Here is a 20,822-nt window from a genome sequence, read left to right on the forward strand (position 1 = left end):
GGTGCGAGGCAGGCCCGGCCAGGGAGAACGCGTCCGGCCGGGGCGGCGGCAGCCGGGTCAGGGCCACGGTCGGTTTGCCCCAGACCGGAGGTGACAACCGCCAAATGCAACGGCGTCGGCCGCGCTATGTCTCCGTGATCATGCTCAACCGGCCGAGTGCACCACGCGATTTTCGTGATCGCGGAGACAAAACGTACGCCTGGGTACCGTATGTCTCCGCGATCATGAGACACCCGGGGTGCCGGCGCGGCTGCGTGCATGATCGCGGAGACTTATGGTCGACGAATCGGATATATGCCCCGTCAGGCGAAAAATCCGATAAGTCGCGGCGCGGAGCGCCCGACTTATCGGTGCGCCGGGCGCCCCGCGGTGCGAGGCCGGTGGCGTGGGTGGAGGGGCGGGGCCAGGGGTCAGCCGTTGTCGATGGTTTGGGTGTCCTCGAGGTGCAGGTCGATGTCGACGCGGCGGGTGATCAGGTCGAGCATCGAGCCCTGGCCGTGGTTCTCCACGGCGATGCGGAACGCCTCGGCCAGTAACACGGTGAGGGCCTGGCTCAGGACCGTCACCTCGCGGTCCAGTTCCTCCCACGAGGCGGCCCGCGGGCGGGTCAGGTCCGGCGCGAGCGACAGCACCCGGGCGCTGGTCTCGCGCACCATCTCGTCGGCGATCTCGCGGACCCGGTCCAGCACCTCGGCGAGCAGCCGCACCGCCTCGGTCGCGCGGACGCCGGCGCGCTCCAGTTCGAGTGCCGAGCGTAAGGCGCGGTTGCGGACCGTGCGGATCGTGCCGTCCTCGGCGCGGACCACGACGCCGTGGCGGTTGAGCGTGGTGACCAGCGCCGGGTGGTCGGCGTTGAGTCGCTGGACCAGCGTGGCCATCGCCTCGCGGGCCGGGTCGCTGCTGCTCACCCCGAGCAGTCGCTCGATCGAGACGAGGTTGAATCCCTGCCGCTGCAGCGACTTGATCGCCTCCAGGCGGCGCACGTGGCTGTCGTCGTAGACGGCGGTGCGGCCCCGGCGTAAGGGCGGGGCCAGCAGCTTGCGCGCCTGGTGCGCCCGGATGTTGCGCGGGGACATGCTCACCATGCTGGCCAATGTTTCGATGGTGTATCCATTGGGTGACTCGTTCAGCATTTCCGCGGACGCAATAGTCACGGTTACCTCCAACGCCCGCGCTGCGCTGCTCCCGACCGAACGCGCGGTTCCCGCGGGATGCTCACTATATAGACCGGCATGCCGCGTCGGCTACATCCGCACAGTTGCACTTCGTCGTGCAAGCGTGGGATTCCGCGGGGCCGTCGGATCTGTCCCTGCCGCCGAATGTCCGGCATCTGAACATGGCGTTTCCCGGCGATGGACCATCGGGCGCCGGCACCGGGCCGGGTCGGGCGGCAACAATCCGTGACGGCGTTTCGGCGGCCGGGGCGGTCCGATTGCCGAATTCGGTGGAATCTATTTGCCGGCGTTGGACGCGCCATTTGTGCCGGTGAGCATGAACCTGCGGAAGGCGGCGCAGGCGGCCGCCACCGCCGTCCGGCCGCGCCGGATCGGACGTTTCCCCGGACAGGAGGAGCCCATGGATTCCGTGGAGCGCGGGACATTCGTCGCCGCCTTCGGCCGGCTGGTCGCCGACGTGTGGAGCGATCCAGCCGTCGAGACGCGGCTCGCCCAGGAGCCGCGCGCGCTGGTCGCCGACTACGGCCTGCGCGTGCCCGAGGAGGTGGACCTGCGGGTGGTCCGCGACACCGCGGCCGCCGAGCCCGACCTGGAGGCGCAGGTCCGGGCGTGGCGCGACTGCCACGAGACCGGTGTGCTGCACCTTTACATTCCCGCCATGGACGCGATTGACGACGCCCCGCTCAGCGAGGACGAGCTGGACGACGTGGTCGCCGGTCTCGACGCCAGTTGCGCGTGCTGCTGCCCGTGCTGCTGCACGTGACAGTGGTGAATTTGGCATTGACGAATTGCATTGTTTCATGACGTCTTCGAGTCCCGTCGGCCGCACTTCGTGTCAGTGGGTCCGGCGCGCTTGTCCCGGGCATTTCGACGATCGTAGCGTCGGCTTATCGGCGGACGCCCGGTAAACGAATCCGCATAGCCCGAACCGGAAGGAAAAGTCCATGACCACGGACGCGACCCCCACCGATTTCGACCGCAAGTACTCGGCCCTGCTGATCGCCGTGTGGCGCAGCGACACCGAGATGGCCAAGCTGCTGGCCGACCCCACCGCCTACGCCATCCAGGCCGGCCTGCCGGTCGAGGCCGGCGCGACCGTCACCGTCGACGGCAGCCAGCCCGACGGCCTGCTCACCCGCACCGAGATCGTCGAGGCGTGGAGCCGGCACGTGCTCCGCGTGCCCGAGCAGCCGCTCGCCTCGGTGGAGGAGCTCAGCGACGCCGAGCTCGACGTGATCGCCGCCGGCAGCAACAACATCAACCTGTACAAGTCCAAGTAAGCCCCGCGCGATGTCCACGCTCACCCAGGCGATCCGCCACCGCAGCGGAACCTATCGGACGCTCACCGCGGCGCAGACGTGGGAGCGCGTGCGCCCCCAGCTGCCCGCGTTCGCGATCACCCGGGTCGCGGACATCACGCTGCTCGACGAGATCGGCCTCCCGGTCCACGTCGCGTACCGGCCCACCGGCAAGACGCTCGCGGTGAGCGTCGGCACCGGGCTCACGCACGACCAGGCCCGCGTCAGCGCCGTCATGGAAAGCATCGAGGGCTGGCATGCCGAGAATCCCCGGCTGGAGATCATCGCCCGATCGCCGGCCGGGGACCTCGACGTCGGCTACGACGTGCGGTCGCTGAACCTGCCGCCGCGCTCGCCGCTGACCGGCGCCACCGTTGTGGACTGGGTGGCCGGCCGCGGCGTGCTCACCGGCCGGGAGTACCCGATCCCGTTCGACCCCATCTTCCTGGACTTCACCGACCTGCGGCCCTGGGGCGACGTGCTGTTCCGGCCCACCAGCAGCGGGCTGGCCAGCGGCAACACCCTGGCCGAGGCGACCCTGCACGCCCTGCACGAGCTGGTCGAGCGCGACTGCATGACGCCGTACGCGCTCTCCGGCCTGGCCCAGCGGGTCTACGTCGACCCGGCGAGCAGCCGCAACCCCGACACCCTGGCGGTGCTCGCCGCGATCCGGTCGGTGGACTGCTGGGTCGAGGTCTGCGACCTCACCAACGACGTCGGCATCCCCTGCTACGGCGCCTCGATCTGGTCCGAGGACATCCCGATGATCTTCGGCGGCTTCGGCTGCCACATCGACCCGGACATCGCCGTCGGCCGGGCCCTCGCCGAGGCGGCCCAGTCGCGGCTGACCACGATCTCGGGCGCCCGCGACGACATCGACGGCAACGTGTACCGCTATGTCAATCCCCTCGCGCCGCGGCCCGCCACGATCGCGCACGCGGCGGGCGCGATCCGCCGCCACGAGGCGCCCAGCGACAGCATCGACGCCGCGCTGCGCTTCGCCGCCGAGCGGGTGCATGCCAAGACCGGCGTCGAGCCGATCGTGGTGGACCTGACCCGCGCCGGCATCGGCATCCCGGTGAGCAAGGTCTTCGCGCCCGGGCTGCTGCTCATGGACGACCACGCCCTGTCCGCACGACCGAAGGGGAACGATGGCTGACATCGTGTTCGCCGGGCCGAGCCTGCCGGCCGCGGAGGCGGCGCGGCTGCTGCCGGGCGCGCGGATCCTGCCGCCGATCGCGCACGGGGACCTGCTGCGGCTCGACCCGCGCCCCGGCGACCGGGTGTTCATCGTCGACGGGCTGTTCCTGCAGGCCGCGCCGGTCCGCCACCGCGAGATCCTGCACCTGCTGGAGCGCGGCGTGACGGTGGCCGGCAGCAGCAGCATGGGCGCGCTGCGGGCGGCCGAGCTGTGGCCGTTCGGCATGCGGGGCCACGGCGAGATCTTCCGGATGTACCGCGACGGCGAGGTCACCGGCGACGACGAGGTCGCGATCGTGCACGGCCCCGCCGACGAGGGCTCGAAGGCGCTCAGCGAGCCGCTGGTCAACATCCGCATCGCGCTGCGCGCGGCGGCCGCGGCCGGCGCCGTCACGGCGGAGGAGGCCGGCCGCCTCGTGGAACTCGCCCGGGCCCTGCCGTTTCGTTTGCGGGGGTACCGCGCGCTGCGCCACCGCGCCCGCGACCTCGGCGACGGCAGCGCCGAGCGGTTCCTGGCGTGGCTGGCCCGCAACCCCAGCGACGCCAAGGCGGCCGACGCCCGGCTCATGCTCCGCCACGCCGCCGCCGGGCCCGCCCCGGCACCAGCCCCCGCCCCGGCCGCGGCGGACCTGCCGATCGAGCACGTCGGCACCAGCTACTTCACCGGCTGGCAGGCCCGCTACGGCGGGGCCGAGCACGACGGCCGCTTCGTCACCACCGCCGAGGTGGCCGGCGCACTCATGCTGCTGCACCCCGGCTTCCCGGAGTACCACCGCCGCGACGTCCTGGCCCGGGTGACCGGCGCCGGCCCGGAGGACCCGGGCCTGGTGGAGGCCGCCGTCGCGGTGGCCCGGTCGCACGGGTTGCTGGGCCCGGTGCCGCCCCGCGACCTGCCGGAGCCCTCGTGGCTCACGCCGGCCGACCGGGACCTGCCCGACGCCGACGCGGCGCTGCGGGTGATGGTGCGGGCGTTCGGCACGGTCGAGCACCGCTGCATCGACCAGCGGCTCATCCCCGCCGCGCTGTCCGGCCCGGCCGTGCGCGACGCGGCCGCGGGGATCGTGGCGACGGCGGCGGCGCTCAACGAGTCGATCCCGCGGGTCAGCCCGCAGCAGCCGCTGCGCCGGCGCAAGTTCAAGCCGGACGTGATCGACGCCTGGTTCGCCCGGCTGTGGGAGTGCGCGCCCGCCGACCTGGAGCCGGCCGCGTGGGACCGGGGTTTCGTCAACCTGCACCACTTCCGGATCGTAGCGGAGCCGTTCGTGATGTACCTCAAGACGTTCGGCCGGCCGGCGTTCCCGGCGACCGGCCGCCAGCCGGTCAGCGTCGGTTGAGGAGGCAGCGATGCCGGCCGCCGCGCTGATCTACCCGCCGATCACCGACCCGACCTCGGGCTACCACTCGCTGTCGTACCTGGACTCCTACGCCCGGCAGCGCGGCCACGCCCCGGCCGAGATCATCGACACCAACATCGAGGCGTTCCACCACTCGTACTCCGCGGCGGGCGCGGCGTGGCTGGAGGGCGAGCTGGCCCGGCCCCGCCCGGACCTCGACCCGGCGACCCGCGCCCACCTGCTGCGGGTCGCCGATCCCGACCCGGCCGGCGTGCGGCGCGCGGTCGACGTCCTGCGCGACGGCACCCGCTTCTACGACTACGGTGAGTACCAGCACGCCGTCGACGCGGTGATGGCCTGGATGAACTGCCTGGGCGCGACCGGCTACCCGGGGCAGTTCCGCGACGGGTTCCGGCTGCAGGCGCCGCCCGGCGTCGCGGCCGGCTCGGTGGCGGCGCTGACCGACGAGGCCGTGCTGTCCCGGCTGAGCCGGCCGTTCCAGCGCTACTACGACGAGATCCTGCTGCCGCGCCTGCGCCGGTCGAATCCCGGCGTCGTCGGCATCAACATCACGTACCAATGGCAGCTCCCCTTCGCCCTCTGGCTGATCCGGATCATCCGGCGCGCCCTGCCCGACGCGTTCCTGGTCGCCGGCGGCACCGAGGTCTCCGACGTATACAAGCACACCCGCCCCGCCCGGCTGCTCTTCGAGCTCTTCGACGACCTCGACGCGGTGGTCGTCGGCGAGGGCGAGACGGCCTACGCCGACCTGCTCGACGGTCTCGACGCGGGCACCCTGCCGGTGGCCCACCCGAACCTGCGCCTGCACCCGCGCTACGGCGCCGTCCGGCCGCTGCCGATGCTGCACTACGAGCGCCTGGCCGAGCTGCCCACGCCGGACTTCAGCGGGCTGCCGTGGGACGAGTACCTCAGCCCCGAGCGCTTCGTCTACTACTCGCCCTCGCGCGGCTGCTACTGGAACAAGTGCACGTTCTGCGACTACGGGCTCAACACCGACGGCCCGACCAGCCCGTGGCGGCAGGACACCGTCGACCTCATGATCCGCGACGTGACCGAGCTGTCGAAGTTCGCCAAGTTCATCTACTTCTCCGTCGACGTGCTGGCGCCGGCGACCATCCTGCGCTTCGCCGAGCAGGTCGTGGAGCGGGGCCTGGACCTGCGCTGGGGCGCGGAGATCCGGCTGGAGAAGTACTGGTCCGACGAGCGCTGCGAGCTGCTCAAGCGCAGCGGCTGCACGGCGATCTCGGTCGGCTTCGAGTCGGCCAACCAGCGCATCCTCGACCTGATCGACAAGGGCACCACCCCGGAGCAGGTCCGGCGCACGATCGCCGCGATGACGAAGGCCGGCATCGGCGTGCAGATGATGGGGTTCACCGGCTTCCCGACCGAGACGGTCGCGGAGGCGATGGACACGATCCGCTTCCTGCGCGACCACCGTCACCTGTGGACCTTCGGCGGGCTCGGCGAGTTCGTGCTCACCCCCGGCGCGATCGTCGCCAAGCGGCCGGAGCGCTTCGGCATCGCCAACCTGCGCCCGCTGGAGGGCGCGGACATCGCCCGGGTGCTGCAGTACGACGAGCCGATCACGGAGGCGGCCGCCGCCGAGGTGCTGGCCGCCAAGAACGAGATCTACATGGGCCACTACGAGCGGCCGTGGGTCGGCGCGACCGACACCGCGCACACGTTCTTCTACCACGACCGGTTCGGCGTCGCGGTCCGCGAGCGGCTGGAGGACGACCGCAGCCGGCACGAGGAGGACGAGGCGGTACCGTTCGTGGTCAACGGGGAGTTTCTGGCCCGCCCGGACGACGAGACCCTGCGCGCGTATGCCGAGCAGTACGAGGTCTCCGAGCGCTTGCTCGCCCCCGACCGGATGCTGTTCCGCCGGGCCGACGGCCGGATCCTGCTGCTGCCGCGGCGGACCAAGCCGTTCCTGGACATCTTCGCCGGGCCGGCCACCCTCGCGCAGGCCCGCGACCACGCCTGGATGGTCGACGCGCGGACCGCGGACCAGCTCTGGGACGCGCTGATCCGGCGCCGCCTGATCCGCCGCTGCCCGGCGCCGGTTCAGCCCGACGGGGTGAACCGCTCCGGGCGCACGGCGAGCGACAGCACGGCCGCGACGGCGGCGAGCACCAGCGCGGTGGGGGCGAGCACCCTCGTGCCCCCGGCCGCGAGGGCGACCCCGCCGAGGCCGGCGCCCGCCGCGCTGGCGACGTAGATGGCCGAGCCGTTGAGGCCCAGCGCGACCGGGGCGATCCGGGGTACCAGGGCGAACAGGCGATGCTGCTGCGGTACCACGCTGATGCCGGCGGACAGCCCCATGCCCACCGCGCCGGCCAGGGCCGCGACGGTCGCCTCCCGGCCGAGGCTGAGCAGCAGGCCGCACGCGGCGATGCCGGTGGCGCCGAGGGTGAGGCTCACCGCCGCGCCCCGCCGCCGGATGATGCGCGGCACGAGCGCGCTGCCCGCGACCTGGCCCGCCCCGAACGCCATGAGCGCGACCACGACCAGGCCGCCGGAGACGTCGAGCACGACCGGCGCGTAGCTCACCACCAGGAAGCTCGGTATGAGCACGGTGACGGTGCCGAGCAGCACGGCGAGCACGCGCCTGTCCCGCAGCACGGCCAGGCGCCGGCGCAGGCTCAGCTCGGGGGCGTGGACGGCGGGCAGCGCGCGGACCGCCACGCCCGAGATCGCGGCGAGGCCGACGAGGATCCAGATCGCGGCCCGCCAGCCCCACGCCTGCCCGATCAGGATGCCGAACGGCAGGCCGGCCACGACCGCCACCGCGCTGCCGCCGGACACCACGGCCAGCGACCGGGCCCGCCGCTCGTCGCTGCTGAGCAGCCCGGCGGTGCTGTAGGCGTTGGCCTGGTAGGCGGCGGCGCCGAGGGCGGCCGCGACCCGGCCGGCGGCGACCAGGGCGAAGGTGGGGCCGGTGGCCTGCAGGACCAGGCCCGCCAGGAAGAGCCCCATGCCGCCGGCCAGCAGCAGCCGGCGGTCCCAGCCGCCGGTCAGCGCGGCGATGACGGGCGAGGAGACCGCGTAGACGAGCGCGAACAGGGTGGTCAGCTGGCCGGCGACGCTCACCGGCACGTGGAGGTCGGACGCGACGGCGGGCAGCAGCCCGGCCAGCACGAAGCCGTCGACGCCGAGCGTGAACGTGCCGATGGCCAGGATGGCGAGGTCACGCGGGTTGAGCTGCCGGGTGGCCGGCCGGTCGGCGGTCGCCGGGGCGGGAGCGGACATGAGGGGCCTCCGTTCGCTACGGGAGTGATGTCACCAGGCGACATCACTTCGAGCATCGTAACACTACATGTCACCGGGTGACATCAGCTACGATCCAGGGGTGGCCCGCTGGCAACCCGACGCGAAAGGCCGCCTCCAGGAGGCGGCCATGGAGCTGTTCGTGCGGCAGGGCCTGGAGGAGACCACGGTGGCCCAGATCGCCGAGCGGGCCGGGCTCAACAAGCGCACGTTCTTCCGCCACTTCCCGGACAAGCGCGACGTGCTCTTCTCCGGCCAGCAGGCGCTGGAGGAGCTCTACACCAAGACGATCGCGGAGGCGCCCGACGTCTCGGTCCCCATGGCGGCGGTGGCCCCGGCCGTCGTCGCGGCCGGGGAGATCGTCGACCGGCTGGGCGAGCAGGGCCGGCAGCGCCAGCGGCTGATCGCCGCGAACCCGGCGCTGCAGGAGCGCGAGGCGATCAAGCGGGTCGCCGTGGCCGCCACGATCCGCGAGGCCCTGTGCCGGCGCGGGGTGCCGGACCCGGTCGCGGCCCTGACCGCGGAGGCCGCGGTGGGCGTGTTCAAGGTCGCCTACGCCCGCTGGGGCGGCGACGAGTCCCGCACGATGGCCGACGTCGTCAGGGAGACCATCGCCCACCTGGACCGGGCGACGGCCACCCACCCTACGGAGCCGGCGGCCGGGCCTGCCCGGCGAGCCGCGCGGTCAGGCCGGTGAGCGACAGGTCCACCGCGAACGCCCAGACCAGGACCTTGCTCACGTCCGCCAGGGAGCCCGACCAGCCGGGCAGGAACAGCGCGTACCCCAGCAGCAGCACGACGACGAGCGCGGCCACGCTGTGCAGGACCGCGATGCCGGCCCCGGCGACCGCCAGCCCGATCGCCCCGGGCGCGGCCCGCAGCCGGTCGCCGATCGGGGCGTGCGCGGGCGGCAGCACCACCGCCGGCGCCGCCGGCGCATCGGTGGACGCGGCGGTGATGGCCGCGAGGCGGACGTCCGCGGCGTCGCCCAGCCTCGTCCCAGTGGCTCCCCGCGGGGCCGGCAGCCGGTTCAGGACCGCCTCCGCGGCGCCGATCAGGTTGCCCGCCGCGATCAGCCGGTCGACCTCCGCCGCGTCGGCGCTGCCGAGCGGCCGCTTGATCGCCGCGACGGTGTCGGTCAGCAGCGTTTGCAGCGCGGCGGCGACCGGTCCGGCCGCGGTCGCCGGGTCGTCGCCCTCGCGCCGGTCGGCCTCGCGCAGCCCGGCGGCGTCGGCGGCGACCTCGTCCGCCTCCTGGCCGCGCTCGCGGAGGCCGGCGGCGATGACGCCGGCCTCCGCGGCGACGGCGTCGAGGCCCCGGCGGACCGCGGGGTAGCGTCCCATCGTCAGGTGCACCGGGTCGAGGCGGCGGGCCAGGTCGTCGGGGGAGCCGGCCGGCGCCGCGGTGTCCGGGTCGGGCAGGCCCGCGCGCGTGCGCAGCACGACCTCCCGCAGCGGCCCGAGGGCGCCGGCGGTGCGCTCGCCGATGGCGTCGGCCAGCCGGCGCAGGGCCGATCCGGTGTCGTTGCCCCAGTCGGCGGCGGCGCGCGCGAGGTCCTGGGCGGCCTGCCGTACCGACGCGATGGCCGCCTCGGCCGCTCCCGCGTCGTGGGCGGCGAGGGCGGTGTCGGCGGCCGCGAGGTGGTCCCGGGCCGCGCCGATCGGGCCGGTCAGGACCGCGGGTAGCCGCCAGTCGCGGTGCAGCACCACGGCCCAGGACCGGTAGTCGCCGTCCAGTGTGGACAGTCTGGCCCGCAGCTCGGCGAGGGCGGTGCGCGCCTGCGTGCGGGCGTTGTCGATGGCGGTCGCCAGCTCGCCGCCCTTGGCCGCGCCGAGCTCGCCCCGCGCGGTGGCGACCGCGGCCCGGAAGTCGCCGTCCGGGTATTCCTCGGCCAGCCCGGCCAGCTGCAGGTCGAGCCGCCGGCGCTCGGCGTGCCGGGCCCGCCAGTTCGTGAGCCCGGGCAGCACGAGGCGCAGCAGCAGGCTCAGCAGCACCCCGGCGACGAGCGTGACGGCGATGAGGCCGGGGTGCCGGCGGGTGGTGACGGTGAACGTGACGGTCACCGGCGCGGACAGCTGCGGCGAGGTCAGCTCGACGGTCCGCGTCACCGTGCCCGGTTCGGTCTTTCCGGTGATGTCGTACTCCAGGTCGAGCGGCGCGCCCGGTGCGAGCGGCAGCCGGTTGGCGTCGATGTGCACCTGGATCTGCGGGTCCTCGGCCTCGAGCTGGCGCGCCGTGAGGTCGAGCAGCCGGGTGCCGGACGAGGGCCGCACGGTCAGCCGCGGGCGCACGGTGTCGGCGGTGCCGCCGGGCACGATCGCGACGGTGTGCCGCACGGCGATCGCCGCCGGCACCGTGAGCTGCCCGGTGGGCCGGGCCAGCGACACCGTGACGGTCTGGCGTACCGCCGCCCGCTCGACGGCCAGCACGACCCGGTAGGTACCCACGGCGGGCAGCCGGTCGGCGGCGACGGTGAGCACGATGGCGGGGACCGCCGGCTCGATCCGCGCGGCGACGGCGTCGCCGGCCTCCTGCAGGACGCCGTCGCGGAGGACCTGCACGACCCGGACCGTCGCGGGCTTGCCGGCGTCGGCGAGGTCGATGCCGGCGGCGGGCGCGACGGCGAGGCTCACCGTCGCGGTACCGGACGGGGGCAGGGTGACGCTCGCGTCGGCGCCGACGGTGAGGATGTCCTGCCCGAAGGCGGGCGCCGGCCCGGCGAGCGGCGCGGCCAGGGCGAGCAGTGCGCCGAGCACGGCCGCGGCGGCCCGGGCCCGGCTACGCACCGGCGAGCCTGAGTCCGGCGGGGCCGAGCGCGGTGAAGGCGAGAGCACGGGCGTCCCCCTGGTCGATGACGAGGCGTTGCCGGGCGAGCTGGACGGCGTGCGCGAAGCCGGTGCCGGTGCCGGTGCCGGCGGCCATCGCGGCGAGCAGGTGCGCGGCGAAGCCGGCGGCCAGGTCGGAGTACACGTCGCACTCGGTGCCGACGATGGCGGCGGCCCGCGCGGCGGCGAGCGCGGACAGGAAGTGGGTCAGCTCGGTCGGGCCCACCGCCACCGAGCCGCAGGAGAGCAGCAGAACCAGCGCGAGCGGCAGCGGCTGGGCGGGGGCGCTCAGCCGGCGGTCGGTGATCTCGTCGTCCAGCAGCCAGCCGTCCCGGGAGTTCAGGGTGATCCGGGAGCCGACCGGTTCACCGATGATGTCGCGGGTCTCGTGGTGGCCGAGGATGGCGAACACCCCCGGCCGGTCGGTGCGGAACAGCCAGTCGAGCAGGCTCTCCGTGTCGTCCAGGGCCAGCACGTGCCGGGGCGCGAGGGCGGCCGTGAGCAGCGGCACCAGCCCGCCGGAGTCGGCGTCGGGGACACCGAGGGCGACCAGCGCCGCCGGGTCGGCGGCGGCCACCCGGTCGGCCTGGTCGTCCTGGGTGGGCTCGGCCAGCAGCTCCTCGACGCGGTGGCGGATGCCCCAGAAGCCGCGCACGCAGGCCCGGCCGTCGGCGGCCGTGTGGTCGCACCGGCCGAGGCACACCTCCGGCGGCCGACGGCCGGCGATCTCCCTCGGCAGCGGCCAGTCGTAGACGAGCGACCACGGCACGGCCCGGTCGGGCTGGGCCCGGATGATCTGGATGCTCTGGTCGGCCGACTCGGCGAGGCGGCTCACCGCCAGCTGGGCCGGCCCGTCGGCCCCCAGGAACAGCCGCTGGCGCAGCGCGCGGCCCCGGCGCGCGAGCCGCCACAGCGCGGCGGCCGGGTCGAGCGGGCGGTCCACCAGCGCGGTGAGGGCCTGCCGGACGTCGCCGATGAGCGCCTCCTCCCGCCGCTCGTCGACCGGCAGGGTCACGGCGGCGTCCGGGCCCTTCAGGAACAGCCGGTGGGCGCCGGCCGGGTCGGCGTTGAGCGTGATGGACAGGGCGCGCTCGCCGAGCGCGTCCAGGTTGCCCCAGTCACGGGTGGCGCTGTGCTGCAGGCGGGCGGTCAGCACCGGCCGATCGAGCTCCCGCTCGGCCGGCTCCACCAGCAGCTGCAGGACGAACGTCTCGACCAGGTTGTCCCGGTGGTACACGCTGACCCGTAGCCACGCCGGCCCCGCCTCGGCCGGCATGACCAGGCCGAACGTGACCACGTCGGACGGCCCGGCCGGCGGCAGGTGCAGCCGCCGCACGTTCCCGCCGGGGATGCCGACCGCGTCGCCGAACAGCACGATGTCGAGGTCGTGCCCGCGCCGGTCGTCGGGCAGCAGCAGCTCGATCGCCGGCTGCCCGCCGACGACCAGGCCGGCCGGCCACGCCGCGCCGATCTGGGCGTCGAGGTCGTAGCGCCCGCCCGCAACCACGGAGCGGGTCCGGGCGACGTACGTGGACTCGGTGAACGGGGCGGCCAGGGTGCCCGGGCCGCGGCGCAGGCCGAGGTTCACCACGCGCCCGGCGCCCTCGGGCACCGTAGCGGCGGCCCCGGCCGGCAGCCGCCGCAGCGCATCGAGCGCCCGGCCGAGGTCGCGGCCCACCTCGGCCAGCGGCAACAGCCCGCCCCGCTCCCGGCCGAAGTCGAACTGCGCCCGCCGGGCGGCGAGCACGCCGCCGACCAGGTCGAGCCCGTCGGGGCGCAGGTCCGCCGTCAGCTCGGCGACCCGCAGGCCGAGCTCGCCGGGCCGGGCGTGCCCGACGTTGCCCGACAGCTCCATCAGCCGCCGTTCGGCCATGCCCCACGCGCTGGTGAGCCGCAGGTCGTGCAGCGACGACGGCGACGCGGACAGCGTGACCCCGCGGGCCGGGCCGGCCGCGTCGCGGACCAGCCGGAGCGCCTCGTGCAGCGGCAGGTCGTGGCTGAGCGCGTCGAAGAGCGCCCGGACGGCCGCCGGCTGCCCCGCGCCGGGCGGCCCCTTGACGGTGAGCACGCTGCGCGCGAACGGCAGCCGCACCCCGGCCGCGTCGAGCGGCCCGCCGTCGCCGGTCCCGAGCACGATCGCGAGCCGGACCCGGGCCCGCGACCGGCGCAGCGCCGCCGCGTCCACCGCGTCGACGACGAGCACGTCGATCTCGTGATCGGGCAGGTCCGCCGGCCCGGCGACCGGCTCGAACGCCGCGAGGTGCGCCTGCAGCCGCGGTTCCCGCCAGGGGGTACCTTCCAGATCCCGCAGGACGGCGCGGCCGGCCGCCCCGACCGCGACCACGTTCAGCGGCAGGGCGAACGGCGCGACGCCCCGCCCCGCGGCCCGGTCCTCGACCACCACGAACCGCCCGGCCGGCAGCAGCGGCTCGACCAGCCGATACGCGGGCAGCCAGCCGATCTCGGCCGGCACCGTCACGTGGACCGGCACCGACGGCGGATACGGCGTGCCCGTGCGCGCCGGCGGCAGGCTCTCCACCGCCCGTACGGACAGCTCGTCGAGCGCGTCCGGCCGGAGCACGTCCAGCCGCCGCAGCGCCGGCCATCCGGGTAATCGGATCGGTACGGACCCCCACCCGGGCGCCGACCGGCCGGGCGCGGGCGGCTCGACGGTGACGCCCCGGTCGTCGCGCACGCCGACGGCGAGACGGCCGTCCGGCTCCAGGCGCAGCCGCAGCCGCAGCCACACCCGCGGCGCCTCGAGCTCCACCCCGGCCACCCCCAATCCGTGAGGCATGACCATACGGACGGTGACCACCGGCCGGGTATCGTCCGTTCGTCGGTGGCATACCGTCACGACCGCCGAACGGGTGAACGACGGGTCAGTCCGGGCGGGACTGGTCGGGGGAGGGGCGCTCCGCCGAGCGCTGGGCCGGGCCCTGCAGCGGGTACGGGATGAACGTGCTGCGGTTCTCGTCCAGGTCCAGCGGGCGGCTGATCGGCGGTGCGGCCCGCTGCGGGCAGTTGGCCCGCTCGCAGGTCTTGCAGCCGGGGCCGATCGGCGTGGCCGCGGCGACGTCCTGCAGGTCCATGCCGGTCGAGTACACCAGCCGGCCGGCGTGGCGGAGCTCGCAGCCCAGGCCGATCGCGTAGACCTTGCCGGGCTGGCCGTAGCCGCCGTGGTGGCGGGTGACGGTGCGGGCGACCCAGAGGTAGCGCTGCCCGTCGGGCATCGCCGCGATCTGGGTCACCGGCCGGCCGGGGGAGCTGAACGCCTCGTAGACGTTCCACAGTGGACAGGTGCCGCCGGTGCGGGAGAACGGGAAGCCGGTGGCCGACTGGCGCTTGGACATGTTGCCGGCCCGGTCGACCCGGACGAACGAGAACGGCACCCCGCGGGACCGCGGGCGCTGCAGCGTGCTGAGCCGGTGGCAGACCGTCTCCCAGCCCATCGCGAAGTGCTCGGACAGCAGGTCGATGTCGTAGCGGCGGGCCTCGGCGGCGGTCAGGAACTGCTCGTAGGGCAGGATCAGCGCGGCGGCGAAGTAGTTGGCGAGCCCCACCCGGGTGAGGATCTGCGTCTGCACGTCGTCGAAGCCTTCCTCCTCCACGATCTCGTCGATCACGTCGGCGCACTCCAGCAGCGCCAGCTGGGCGGCCATGCGCATCGCCGCCTGCCCGGCGCGCAGGGACGTGGACAGGTGCAAGGTCCGGGTGTGAGGGCGGTAGCGGTGCAGGTCGCCGCCGAGCGACTCGGCGTCCTCGTAGGAGATCCGCACCCCGTGCTGGTGCGCCAGCCGGTCCTGCAGCCCGGCGTGGATCTCGCCGCGGCGCAGCCGCATGCGCACCGCGAGCGTCTCGGCCGCCTCGTCCAGGTGCGGCACGTAGTTCTGCCGGCGGTAGAAGAACTCGGTCACCTGGTCGTGCGGGCTGCGGCCGAGCCGGTCGCGGTCGCCGACGAGCTCGGTGAGCTGGTCGGCGACCTCGCGGTACCGCCGGTGCAGCTCGATCACCGACTCGGCGAGCTCCGGCAGCCGGGAGGCGAGCTCGGTGAGATCGGGCAGGCTGCCGCTGCGGCCGAGTGCCTCGCGCAGGCCGGCGACCAGCTGCGGGACGTCGTGCGGGGCGAAGACGGTCGGATCGACGCCGAGCAGCTCGGTGACCCGGATCAGCACCGGCGCGGTCAGCGGCCGCACGTCGTGCTCGATCTGGTTGAGGTAGCTGGGGGAGATGCTCAGATGCCGGGCGAGGTCCGTCTGACTGACCCCGCGCTCTTCGCGCAGCCGCCGCAGCCGCGCCCCTGCGAATATTTTGGCGATCGCGCTCACCTCCCCGGTGTCACCCATTCAGTCCAGCTATAACACCGATGTCAAACTGGCTTTCGCAAGTTAGCGAAATGGCTCGGGAAATTCGCATTACTTGGCTAATTCCGTGTCTCGACCATTCGATCACGCTCGTGTGACCGTGGGCGGTATCACCATTCGACCCGCGATCGAGGGAGTACACCGATGCAGGACACGACAGCAGACCGGTTGCGGCAGGAGTGGCAGAACGACGCGCGCTGGCAGGGCGTGCGCCGCGACTACGGCCCGGACGACGTGGTGCGGCTGCGCGGCGCGGTCCAGGAGGAGCACACCCTGGCCCGGCTCGGCGCGGACCGGCTGTGGCGGCTGCTGCACGACGAGGACTACATCCACGCGCTCGGCGCGCTCACCGGCAACCAGGCCGTGCAGATGGTCCGCGCCGGGCTCAAGGCCATCTACCTGTCCGGCTGGCAGGTCGCCGCGGACGCCAACCTCGCCGGTCAAACCTACCCCGACCAGAGCCTCTACCCGGCCAACTCGGTGCCGGCCGTGGTCCGCCGGATCAACAACGCCCTGCTGCGCGCCGCGCAGATCGGCACCGCCGAGGGCGGCGAGGGCGGCACGGAGTGGCTGGCCCCGATCGTCGCCGACGCCGAGGCCGGCTTCGGCGGCGTGCTCAACGCCTACGAGCTGATGACCGGCATGATCGTGGCCGGCGCGGCCGGGGTCCACTGGGAGGACCAGCTGGCCGCGGAGAAGAAGTGCGGCCACCTCGGCGGCAAGGTGCTCATCCCCACCGGGCAGCACATCCGGACCCTGCAGGCGGCCCGGCTCGCCGCCGACGTCGCCGGGGTGCCGACGGTGATCGTCGCGCGCACCGACGCCCAGGCCGCGACGCTGCTCACCACCGACATCGACGAGCGGGACCAGCCGTTCGTCACCGGCGAGCGCACCGCCGAGGGCTTCTACCGCTTCCGCAACGGCGTCGACGCCTGCATCGCCCGCGGCGTGGCCTACGCGCCCTACTCCGACCTGCTGTGGATGGAGACCAGCACGCCGGACCTCGAGGTCGCGCGGCGCTTCGCCGACGCCGTCAAGGCGCAGTACCCGGACCAGATGCTCGCCTACAACTGCTCGCCGTCGTTCAACTGGCGCAAGCACCTGGACGACGCCACCATCGCCAAGTTCCAGCGGGAGCTCGGGCACATGGGGTACAAGTTCCAGTTCATCACCCTGGCCGGCTTCCACGCCCTCAACTACTCGATGTTCGACCTGGCCCGCGGATACGCCGCCAACGGCATGTCCGCCTACGTCGAGCTGCAGGAGCGCGAGTTCGCCGCCGAGGCCGACGGCTACACCGCGGTCAAGCACCAGCGGGAGGTCGGCACGGGGTACTTCGACCTGATCAGCACGGTGCTGAACCCGGCCGGGGAGACGACCGCCCTGCGCGGTTCGACCGAGACGGAGCAGTTCGCATGAGATACGAGATTCTTTGCCCGATGGCCGAGCGCTACGACGAGGTCCTCACCCCCGACGCGCTGGATTTCCTGGTCGCGTTGGAGGACCGCTTCGCCGCCGCCCGGGTGGCGCTGCTCGACACGCGACGGGCGCGCCGCGCCCGGTACGCCATGGGCCAGATGCCCGAGTTCCTGCCGGAGACCGCGTGGGTCCGCGAGGACCGCAGCTGGCGGGTGGCGCCGCCGGCGCCGGGGCTGACCGACCGGCGGGTCGAGATCACCGGCCCGCCCGAGCGCAAGATGACGGTCAACGCGCTGAACTCCGGCGCCCGGGTGTGGCTGGCGGACTTCGAGGACGCCACCGCGCCGACCTGGGACAACATCATCGGCGGGCAGCTGAACCTGATCGACGCGCTGGACCGGCGGATCGACTTCACCGACGAGCGCGGCAAGCCCTACGCCCTCGGCGCCGACCTGGCCACGATCGTGGTCCGGCCGCGCGGCTGGCACCTCGTGGAGAAGTGGATCGTGGTCGACGGCCGGCCGATCTCGGCGAGCCTGGTCGACTTCGGCCTGTACCTGTTCCACTGCGCCCGCCGGCAGCTGGAAGCCGGCGCGGGGCCCTACTTCTACCTGCCGAAGCTGGAGGACTACCGCGAGGCGCGGCTGTGGAACGACGTGTTCGTCTTCGCTCAGGAGTACCTCGGGCTGCCCCGCGGCACGATCCGGGCCACGACCCTGATCGAGACGATCACCGCCGCCTTCCAGATGGAGGAGATCCTCTTCGAGCTGCGCGAGCACTCGGCCGGGCTCAACGCCGGCCGGTGGGACTACATCTTCAGCATCATCAAGAACTTCGGGCAGTGGTCGGACTTCGTCCTGCCCGACCGCTCCGCCGTCACCATGACGGTGCCGTTCATGCGGGCCTACACCGAGCTGCTGGTGCGCACCTGCCACAAGCGCGGCGCGCACGCGATCGGCGGCATGGCCGCGTTCATCCCCAGCCGCGACGAGGCGGTCAACGCCGCCGCGTTCGACAAGGTGCGGGCGGACAAGACCCGCGAGGCCGGCGACGGTTTCGACGGGTCCTGGGTCGCGCACCCGGGCCTGGTGGAGGTGTGCCGGGCCGAGTTCGACGCGGTCCTGGGCGACCGGCCCAACCAGCTCGATCGGCTCCGCGACGACGTCGAGGTCGGCGCCACCGATCTGCTCGCCGTCGACAAGACGCCGGGCCGGGTGACCGCCGAGGGGGTGCGGGCCAACGTGTCCGTCGCGCTGCGCTACATCGACGCCTGGCTCGGCGGTACCGGCGCGGTGGCCTTGAACAACCTGATGGAGGACGCGGCCACCGCCGAGATCGCCCGCTGCCAGGTGTGGCAGTGGCTCTTCCACAGCACCCCGCTCGCCGGCGGCGGCAGCGTCACCGACGAGCTGGTGCGCTCGCTGCTGGCCGAGGCGCTGGCCGAGCTGACGGAGGGGCGCGAAGGGGCGGATCGCGAGCGGGCCGTGGCCGCGGCCGGCATCGTCGAGCGCACCGCGCTCGGCGAGCATCTCCCGGCGTTCTTCACCACCGACGCGTACGCGTACTTCCTCGCGCCGTGCGGCCGTCGATCGACGGGGGCCCCGGCAACGCCCGTACTGTCGACAGCAGGGTGATCACGCCGCGGCCTTCGACGTGGACGACCTGGAATCCCTGTGCCGTGCGGGCCTGGCAGGTGACCCCGAGCACCTGCGCGGCCCGCACGAGCAGGCGCACCGTCGACCAGTGCCGGGCCCGCACCCGCAGCCCGGCGCCGGACACCTTCGGCGCCGCGGTCAGCAGCGCCGAGCGCCACACCGCCGCGGCCCGGTTCCGCAGGGTCGCCTCGTCGGCCGCGCCCTCGCCGAGCAGCAGCCCCACGTTGCGGGTCCACTCGCCGTGCAGCCGGCCGATCACCAGCGACGGCTCGGCGCCGCCGACGTCGACGACGAACGTCTCGTAGCGGCGGCGGATGCCGGCCACCCGGCGGCCCGTCCGGCAGGTCGCCTCGGGCACCGCCCGCATCACGTCGGTGAACCGCGCCGCCGCCGGCTCGGTCTCGTACTCGACCTGCAGCCGGCTGCCCGCGCCGGCGCCGACCACCGCCCACGCGTCGCGGCCGCGCCCGGCGTTGGCGTCGTAGTGCAGCCGGGTCGTGCCGGCCAGCAGCATCAGGCTCGCCTCGAACAGGTCGGCGTCGTCACCTGACATGGCTGTGACCCCGGCGCCGGCTCGGCGGGACGATGCGGAACCAGTACGAGCCGTAGCCCGGCAGGGTCAGCAGGTAGGGCCGCAGGCCGATGCTGGGGAAGCGGGTGTCCCCGGTCAGCTCGACCGGCGTGTGGCCGTGGAACCGGCTGCCGAGCGGCAGCTGCACCGGCTGCGGGTGCCGGGACAGGTTGTGCACGCACAGCAGGACCTCGTCGTGCTCCTCGTCGTGGTGCTCGCGCAGGAACGCCAGGACCGCCTGGTTGGAGCCGCCCAGGTCGGTCAGGTCGCCGAGGGCGAAGGCCGGGTGCTGCTTGCGGATCGCCAGCATTTTGCGGGTCCAGTGCAGCAGCGACGCGGGCTCCTGCAGCTGCCGTTCGACGTTGACCGACTGGTAGCCGTACACCCAGCCGTTGTTCATCGGCAGGTACAGCTGGCTGGGGTCGCAGCGGGAGAAGCCGCCGTTGCGGTCGACGTTCCACTGCATCGGGGTGCGCACGCCGTCGCGGTCGCCGAGGTACACGTTGTCGCCCATGCCGATCTCGTCGCCGTAGTAGATGACCGGCGAGCCCGGCAGCGACAGCAGCAGCGACGTGAACAGCTCGATCTGGTTGCGATCGTTGCCCAGCATGGGCGCCAGCCGCCGGCGGATGCCGAGGTTGAGCCGCATGCGGGGGTCGCGGGCGTACTCGTTGTAGAGGTAGTCGCGCTCCTCGTCGGTGACCATCTCCAGGGTCAGCTCGTCGTGGTTGCGCAGGAACGTGCCCCACTGGCACCGGTCGGGGATCTTCGGCGTCTGCGCGAGGATCTCCGAGATCGGCGTGCGCGACTCCTTGCGCACGCCCATGAAGATGCGGGGCATGAGCGGGAAGTGGAAGGCCATGTGGCACTCGTCGCCGCCGGTCGCGACGTCGCCGAAGTACTCCACGAGGTCCGCCGGCCACATGTTGGCCTCGGCGAGCAGCACGGTGCCGGGGTACTCGTCGTCGACGATCTTGCGGATGCGTTTGAGGTACTCGTGCGTCTCGGGCAGGCTGGCGCAGTCGGTGCCCTCGCGCTCGAACAGGTACGGCACCGCGTCGAGCCGGAAGCCGTCGATGCCCAGGGCCAGCCAGAAGCGCACCACCTCGAGCATCGCCTCGGCGACGGCCGGGTTGTCGTAGTTGAGGTCGGGCTGGTGGTGGAAGAAACGGTGCCAGTAGAACTGCTGCCGGACCGGGTCGAACGTCCAGTTCGACGGCTCGGTGTCGGCGAAGATGACCCGCGCCTCGGGGTAGCCGGTGTCCGTGTCGCGCCACACGTAGAAGTCGCCGTACGGTCCGGCCGGGTCCCGCCGCGACTCCTGGAACCAGTGGTGGGTGTCGGAGGTGTGGTTGAGCACGAGGTCGGTGATGACCCGGATGCCGCGGGCGTGCGCCTCCTCGAGCAGGGTGACGAAGTCGTCGATGGTGCCGTACTCCGCGCAGATCTTGTAGTAGTCGCGGATGTCGTACCCGCCGTCGCGGCGCGGCGAGTCGTAGAACGGCGGCAGCCACAGGCAGTCGACGCCGAGCCACTGCAGGTAGTCCAGTTTGGACACGAGGCCCAGCAGGTCGCCGACGCCGTCGTTGTCGGAGTCGAAGCCGGCCTGGGTGAGGATCTCGTAGAACACCGCCCGCCGGTACCAGTCCGGCTCGATCGGCATGGATCTCGTCATCGGGCATCCCGTCTG

Annotated in this window: 14 protein-coding genes and 1 pseudogene; 8 read left to right on the top strand and 7 right to left on the bottom strand. The window is 73.5% G+C overall.

Annotated features, from left to right (window positions below):
• Positions 1-410: 410 nt before the first annotated feature.
• Entirely contained in the window at positions 411-1,076 is a 666-nt protein-coding gene (locus tag ACQPXD_RS25480; RefSeq protein WP_432842730.1) for a MerR family transcriptional regulator, read from the bottom strand.
• 499 nt (positions 1,077-1,575) lie between these two features.
• Here ACQPXD_RS25480 and ACQPXD_RS25485 point away from each other — a divergent pair, with 499 nt between their 5' ends.
• From ACQPXD_RS25485 to ACQPXD_RS25505, 5 genes are all read left to right on the top strand, one after another.
• Entirely contained in the window at positions 1,576-1,938 is a 363-nt protein-coding gene (locus ACQPXD_RS25485; protein ID WP_432842732.1) for a hypothetical protein, read from the top strand.
• A gap of 181 nt (positions 1,939-2,119) precedes the next feature.
• Positions 2,120-2,455, top strand: a complete 336-nt coding sequence (locus ACQPXD_RS25490) for a hypothetical protein (RefSeq protein ID WP_432842734.1) — start codon at positions 2,120-2,122, stop codon at positions 2,453-2,455.
• Positions 2,456-2,465: 10 nt separating this feature from the next.
• On the top strand, positions 2,466-3,632 hold the full coding sequence (locus ACQPXD_RS25495) for a YcaO-like family protein (protein WP_432842736.1): 1,167 nt from the start codon (positions 2,466-2,468) through the stop codon (positions 3,630-3,632).
• On the top strand, positions 3,625-5,007 hold the full coding sequence (locus ACQPXD_RS25500; protein WP_432842738.1) for a TfuA-like protein: 1,383 nt from the start codon (positions 3,625-3,627) through the stop codon (positions 5,005-5,007). The genes ACQPXD_RS25495 and ACQPXD_RS25500 overlap by 8 nt, the downstream gene beginning before the upstream one ends.
• A gap of 10 nt (positions 5,008-5,017) precedes the next feature.
• Entirely contained in the window at positions 5,018-7,249 is a 2,232-nt protein-coding gene (locus tag ACQPXD_RS25505) for a B12-binding domain-containing radical SAM protein (protein ID WP_432842740.1), read from the top strand.
• A 122-nt stretch (positions 7,250-7,371) separates the two neighbouring features.
• On the opposite strand, the pseudogene ACQPXD_RS25510 reads toward ACQPXD_RS25505, so the two are convergent.
• A pseudogene (locus ACQPXD_RS25510) lies at positions 7,372-8,280 on the bottom strand (MFS transporter); the annotation flags it as partial.
• 100 nt (positions 8,281-8,380) lie between these two features.
• On the opposite strand from ACQPXD_RS25510, the gene ACQPXD_RS25515 reads away from it, so the two are divergent.
• Positions 8,381-8,995: a TetR/AcrR family transcriptional regulator gene (locus tag ACQPXD_RS25515; protein WP_432842742.1), complete on the top strand. Its 615-nt coding sequence runs from the start codon at positions 8,381-8,383 to the stop codon at positions 8,993-8,995.
• Here the strand turns inward: ACQPXD_RS25515 and ACQPXD_RS25520 are convergent.
• The 3 genes from ACQPXD_RS25520 to ACQPXD_RS25530 all read right to left on the bottom strand — a co-directional run bounded on the left by ACQPXD_RS25520 (position 8,943) and on the right by ACQPXD_RS25530 (position 15,469).
• Positions 8,943-11,084 (bottom strand): hypothetical protein, encoded by a 2,142-nt coding sequence (locus ACQPXD_RS25520; RefSeq protein WP_432842744.1) that lies wholly within the window; start codon positions 11,082-11,084, stop codon positions 8,943-8,945. The two genes, ACQPXD_RS25515 and ACQPXD_RS25520, sit on opposite strands and share 53 nt — an antisense overlap.
• Positions 11,077-13,920 carry a hypothetical protein gene (locus ACQPXD_RS25525; RefSeq protein ID WP_432842746.1) on the bottom strand — a complete coding sequence of 948 codons (2,844 nt, stop codon included), beginning with the start codon at positions 13,918-13,920 and terminating at the stop codon, positions 11,077-11,079. The genes ACQPXD_RS25520 and ACQPXD_RS25525 overlap by 8 nt, the downstream gene beginning before the upstream one ends.
• 85 nt (positions 13,921-14,005) lie before the next feature.
• Positions 14,006-15,469: a short-chain fatty acyl-CoA regulator family protein gene (locus ACQPXD_RS25530; RefSeq protein ID WP_432842748.1), complete on the bottom strand. Its 1,464-nt coding sequence runs from the start codon at positions 15,467-15,469 to the stop codon at positions 14,006-14,008.
• 162 nt (positions 15,470-15,631) lie between these two features.
• Here ACQPXD_RS25530 and aceA point away from each other — a divergent pair, with 162 nt between their 5' ends.
• Both aceA and aceB read left to right on the top strand, forming a co-directional pair.
• Positions 15,632-16,906, top strand: coding sequence for an isocitrate lyase (aceA, locus tag ACQPXD_RS25535; RefSeq protein ID WP_432842750.1), 1,275 nt, complete (start codon positions 15,632-15,634; stop codon positions 16,904-16,906).
• Positions 16,903-18,540, top strand: a complete 1,638-nt coding sequence (gene aceB / locus ACQPXD_RS25540) for a malate synthase A (protein ID WP_432842752.1) — start codon at positions 16,903-16,905, stop codon at positions 18,538-18,540. Before aceA ends, aceB begins: the two co-directional genes overlap by 4 nt.
• Here aceB and ACQPXD_RS25545 read toward each other — a convergent pair.
• Together ACQPXD_RS25545 and treS are read right to left on the bottom strand one after the other, a co-directional pair.
• Positions 18,449-19,114 carry a hypothetical protein gene (locus tag ACQPXD_RS25545; protein ID WP_432842754.1) on the bottom strand — a complete coding sequence of 222 codons (666 nt, stop codon included), beginning with the start codon at positions 19,112-19,114 and terminating at the stop codon, positions 18,449-18,451. The genes aceB and ACQPXD_RS25545 overlap by 92 nt on opposite strands.
• Positions 19,104-20,807, bottom strand: coding sequence for a maltose alpha-D-glucosyltransferase (treS, locus tag ACQPXD_RS25550; RefSeq protein WP_432842756.1), 1,704 nt, complete (start codon positions 20,805-20,807; stop codon positions 19,104-19,106). The genes ACQPXD_RS25545 and treS overlap by 11 nt, the downstream gene beginning before the upstream one ends.
• Positions 20,808-20,822: the final 15 nt, after the last annotated feature.

This window comes from Dactylosporangium sp. CA-092794 (assembly GCF_050948465.1).
In the GTDB taxonomy this organism is placed as follows: Bacteria; Actinomycetota; Actinomycetes; order Mycobacteriales; family Micromonosporaceae; genus Dactylosporangium.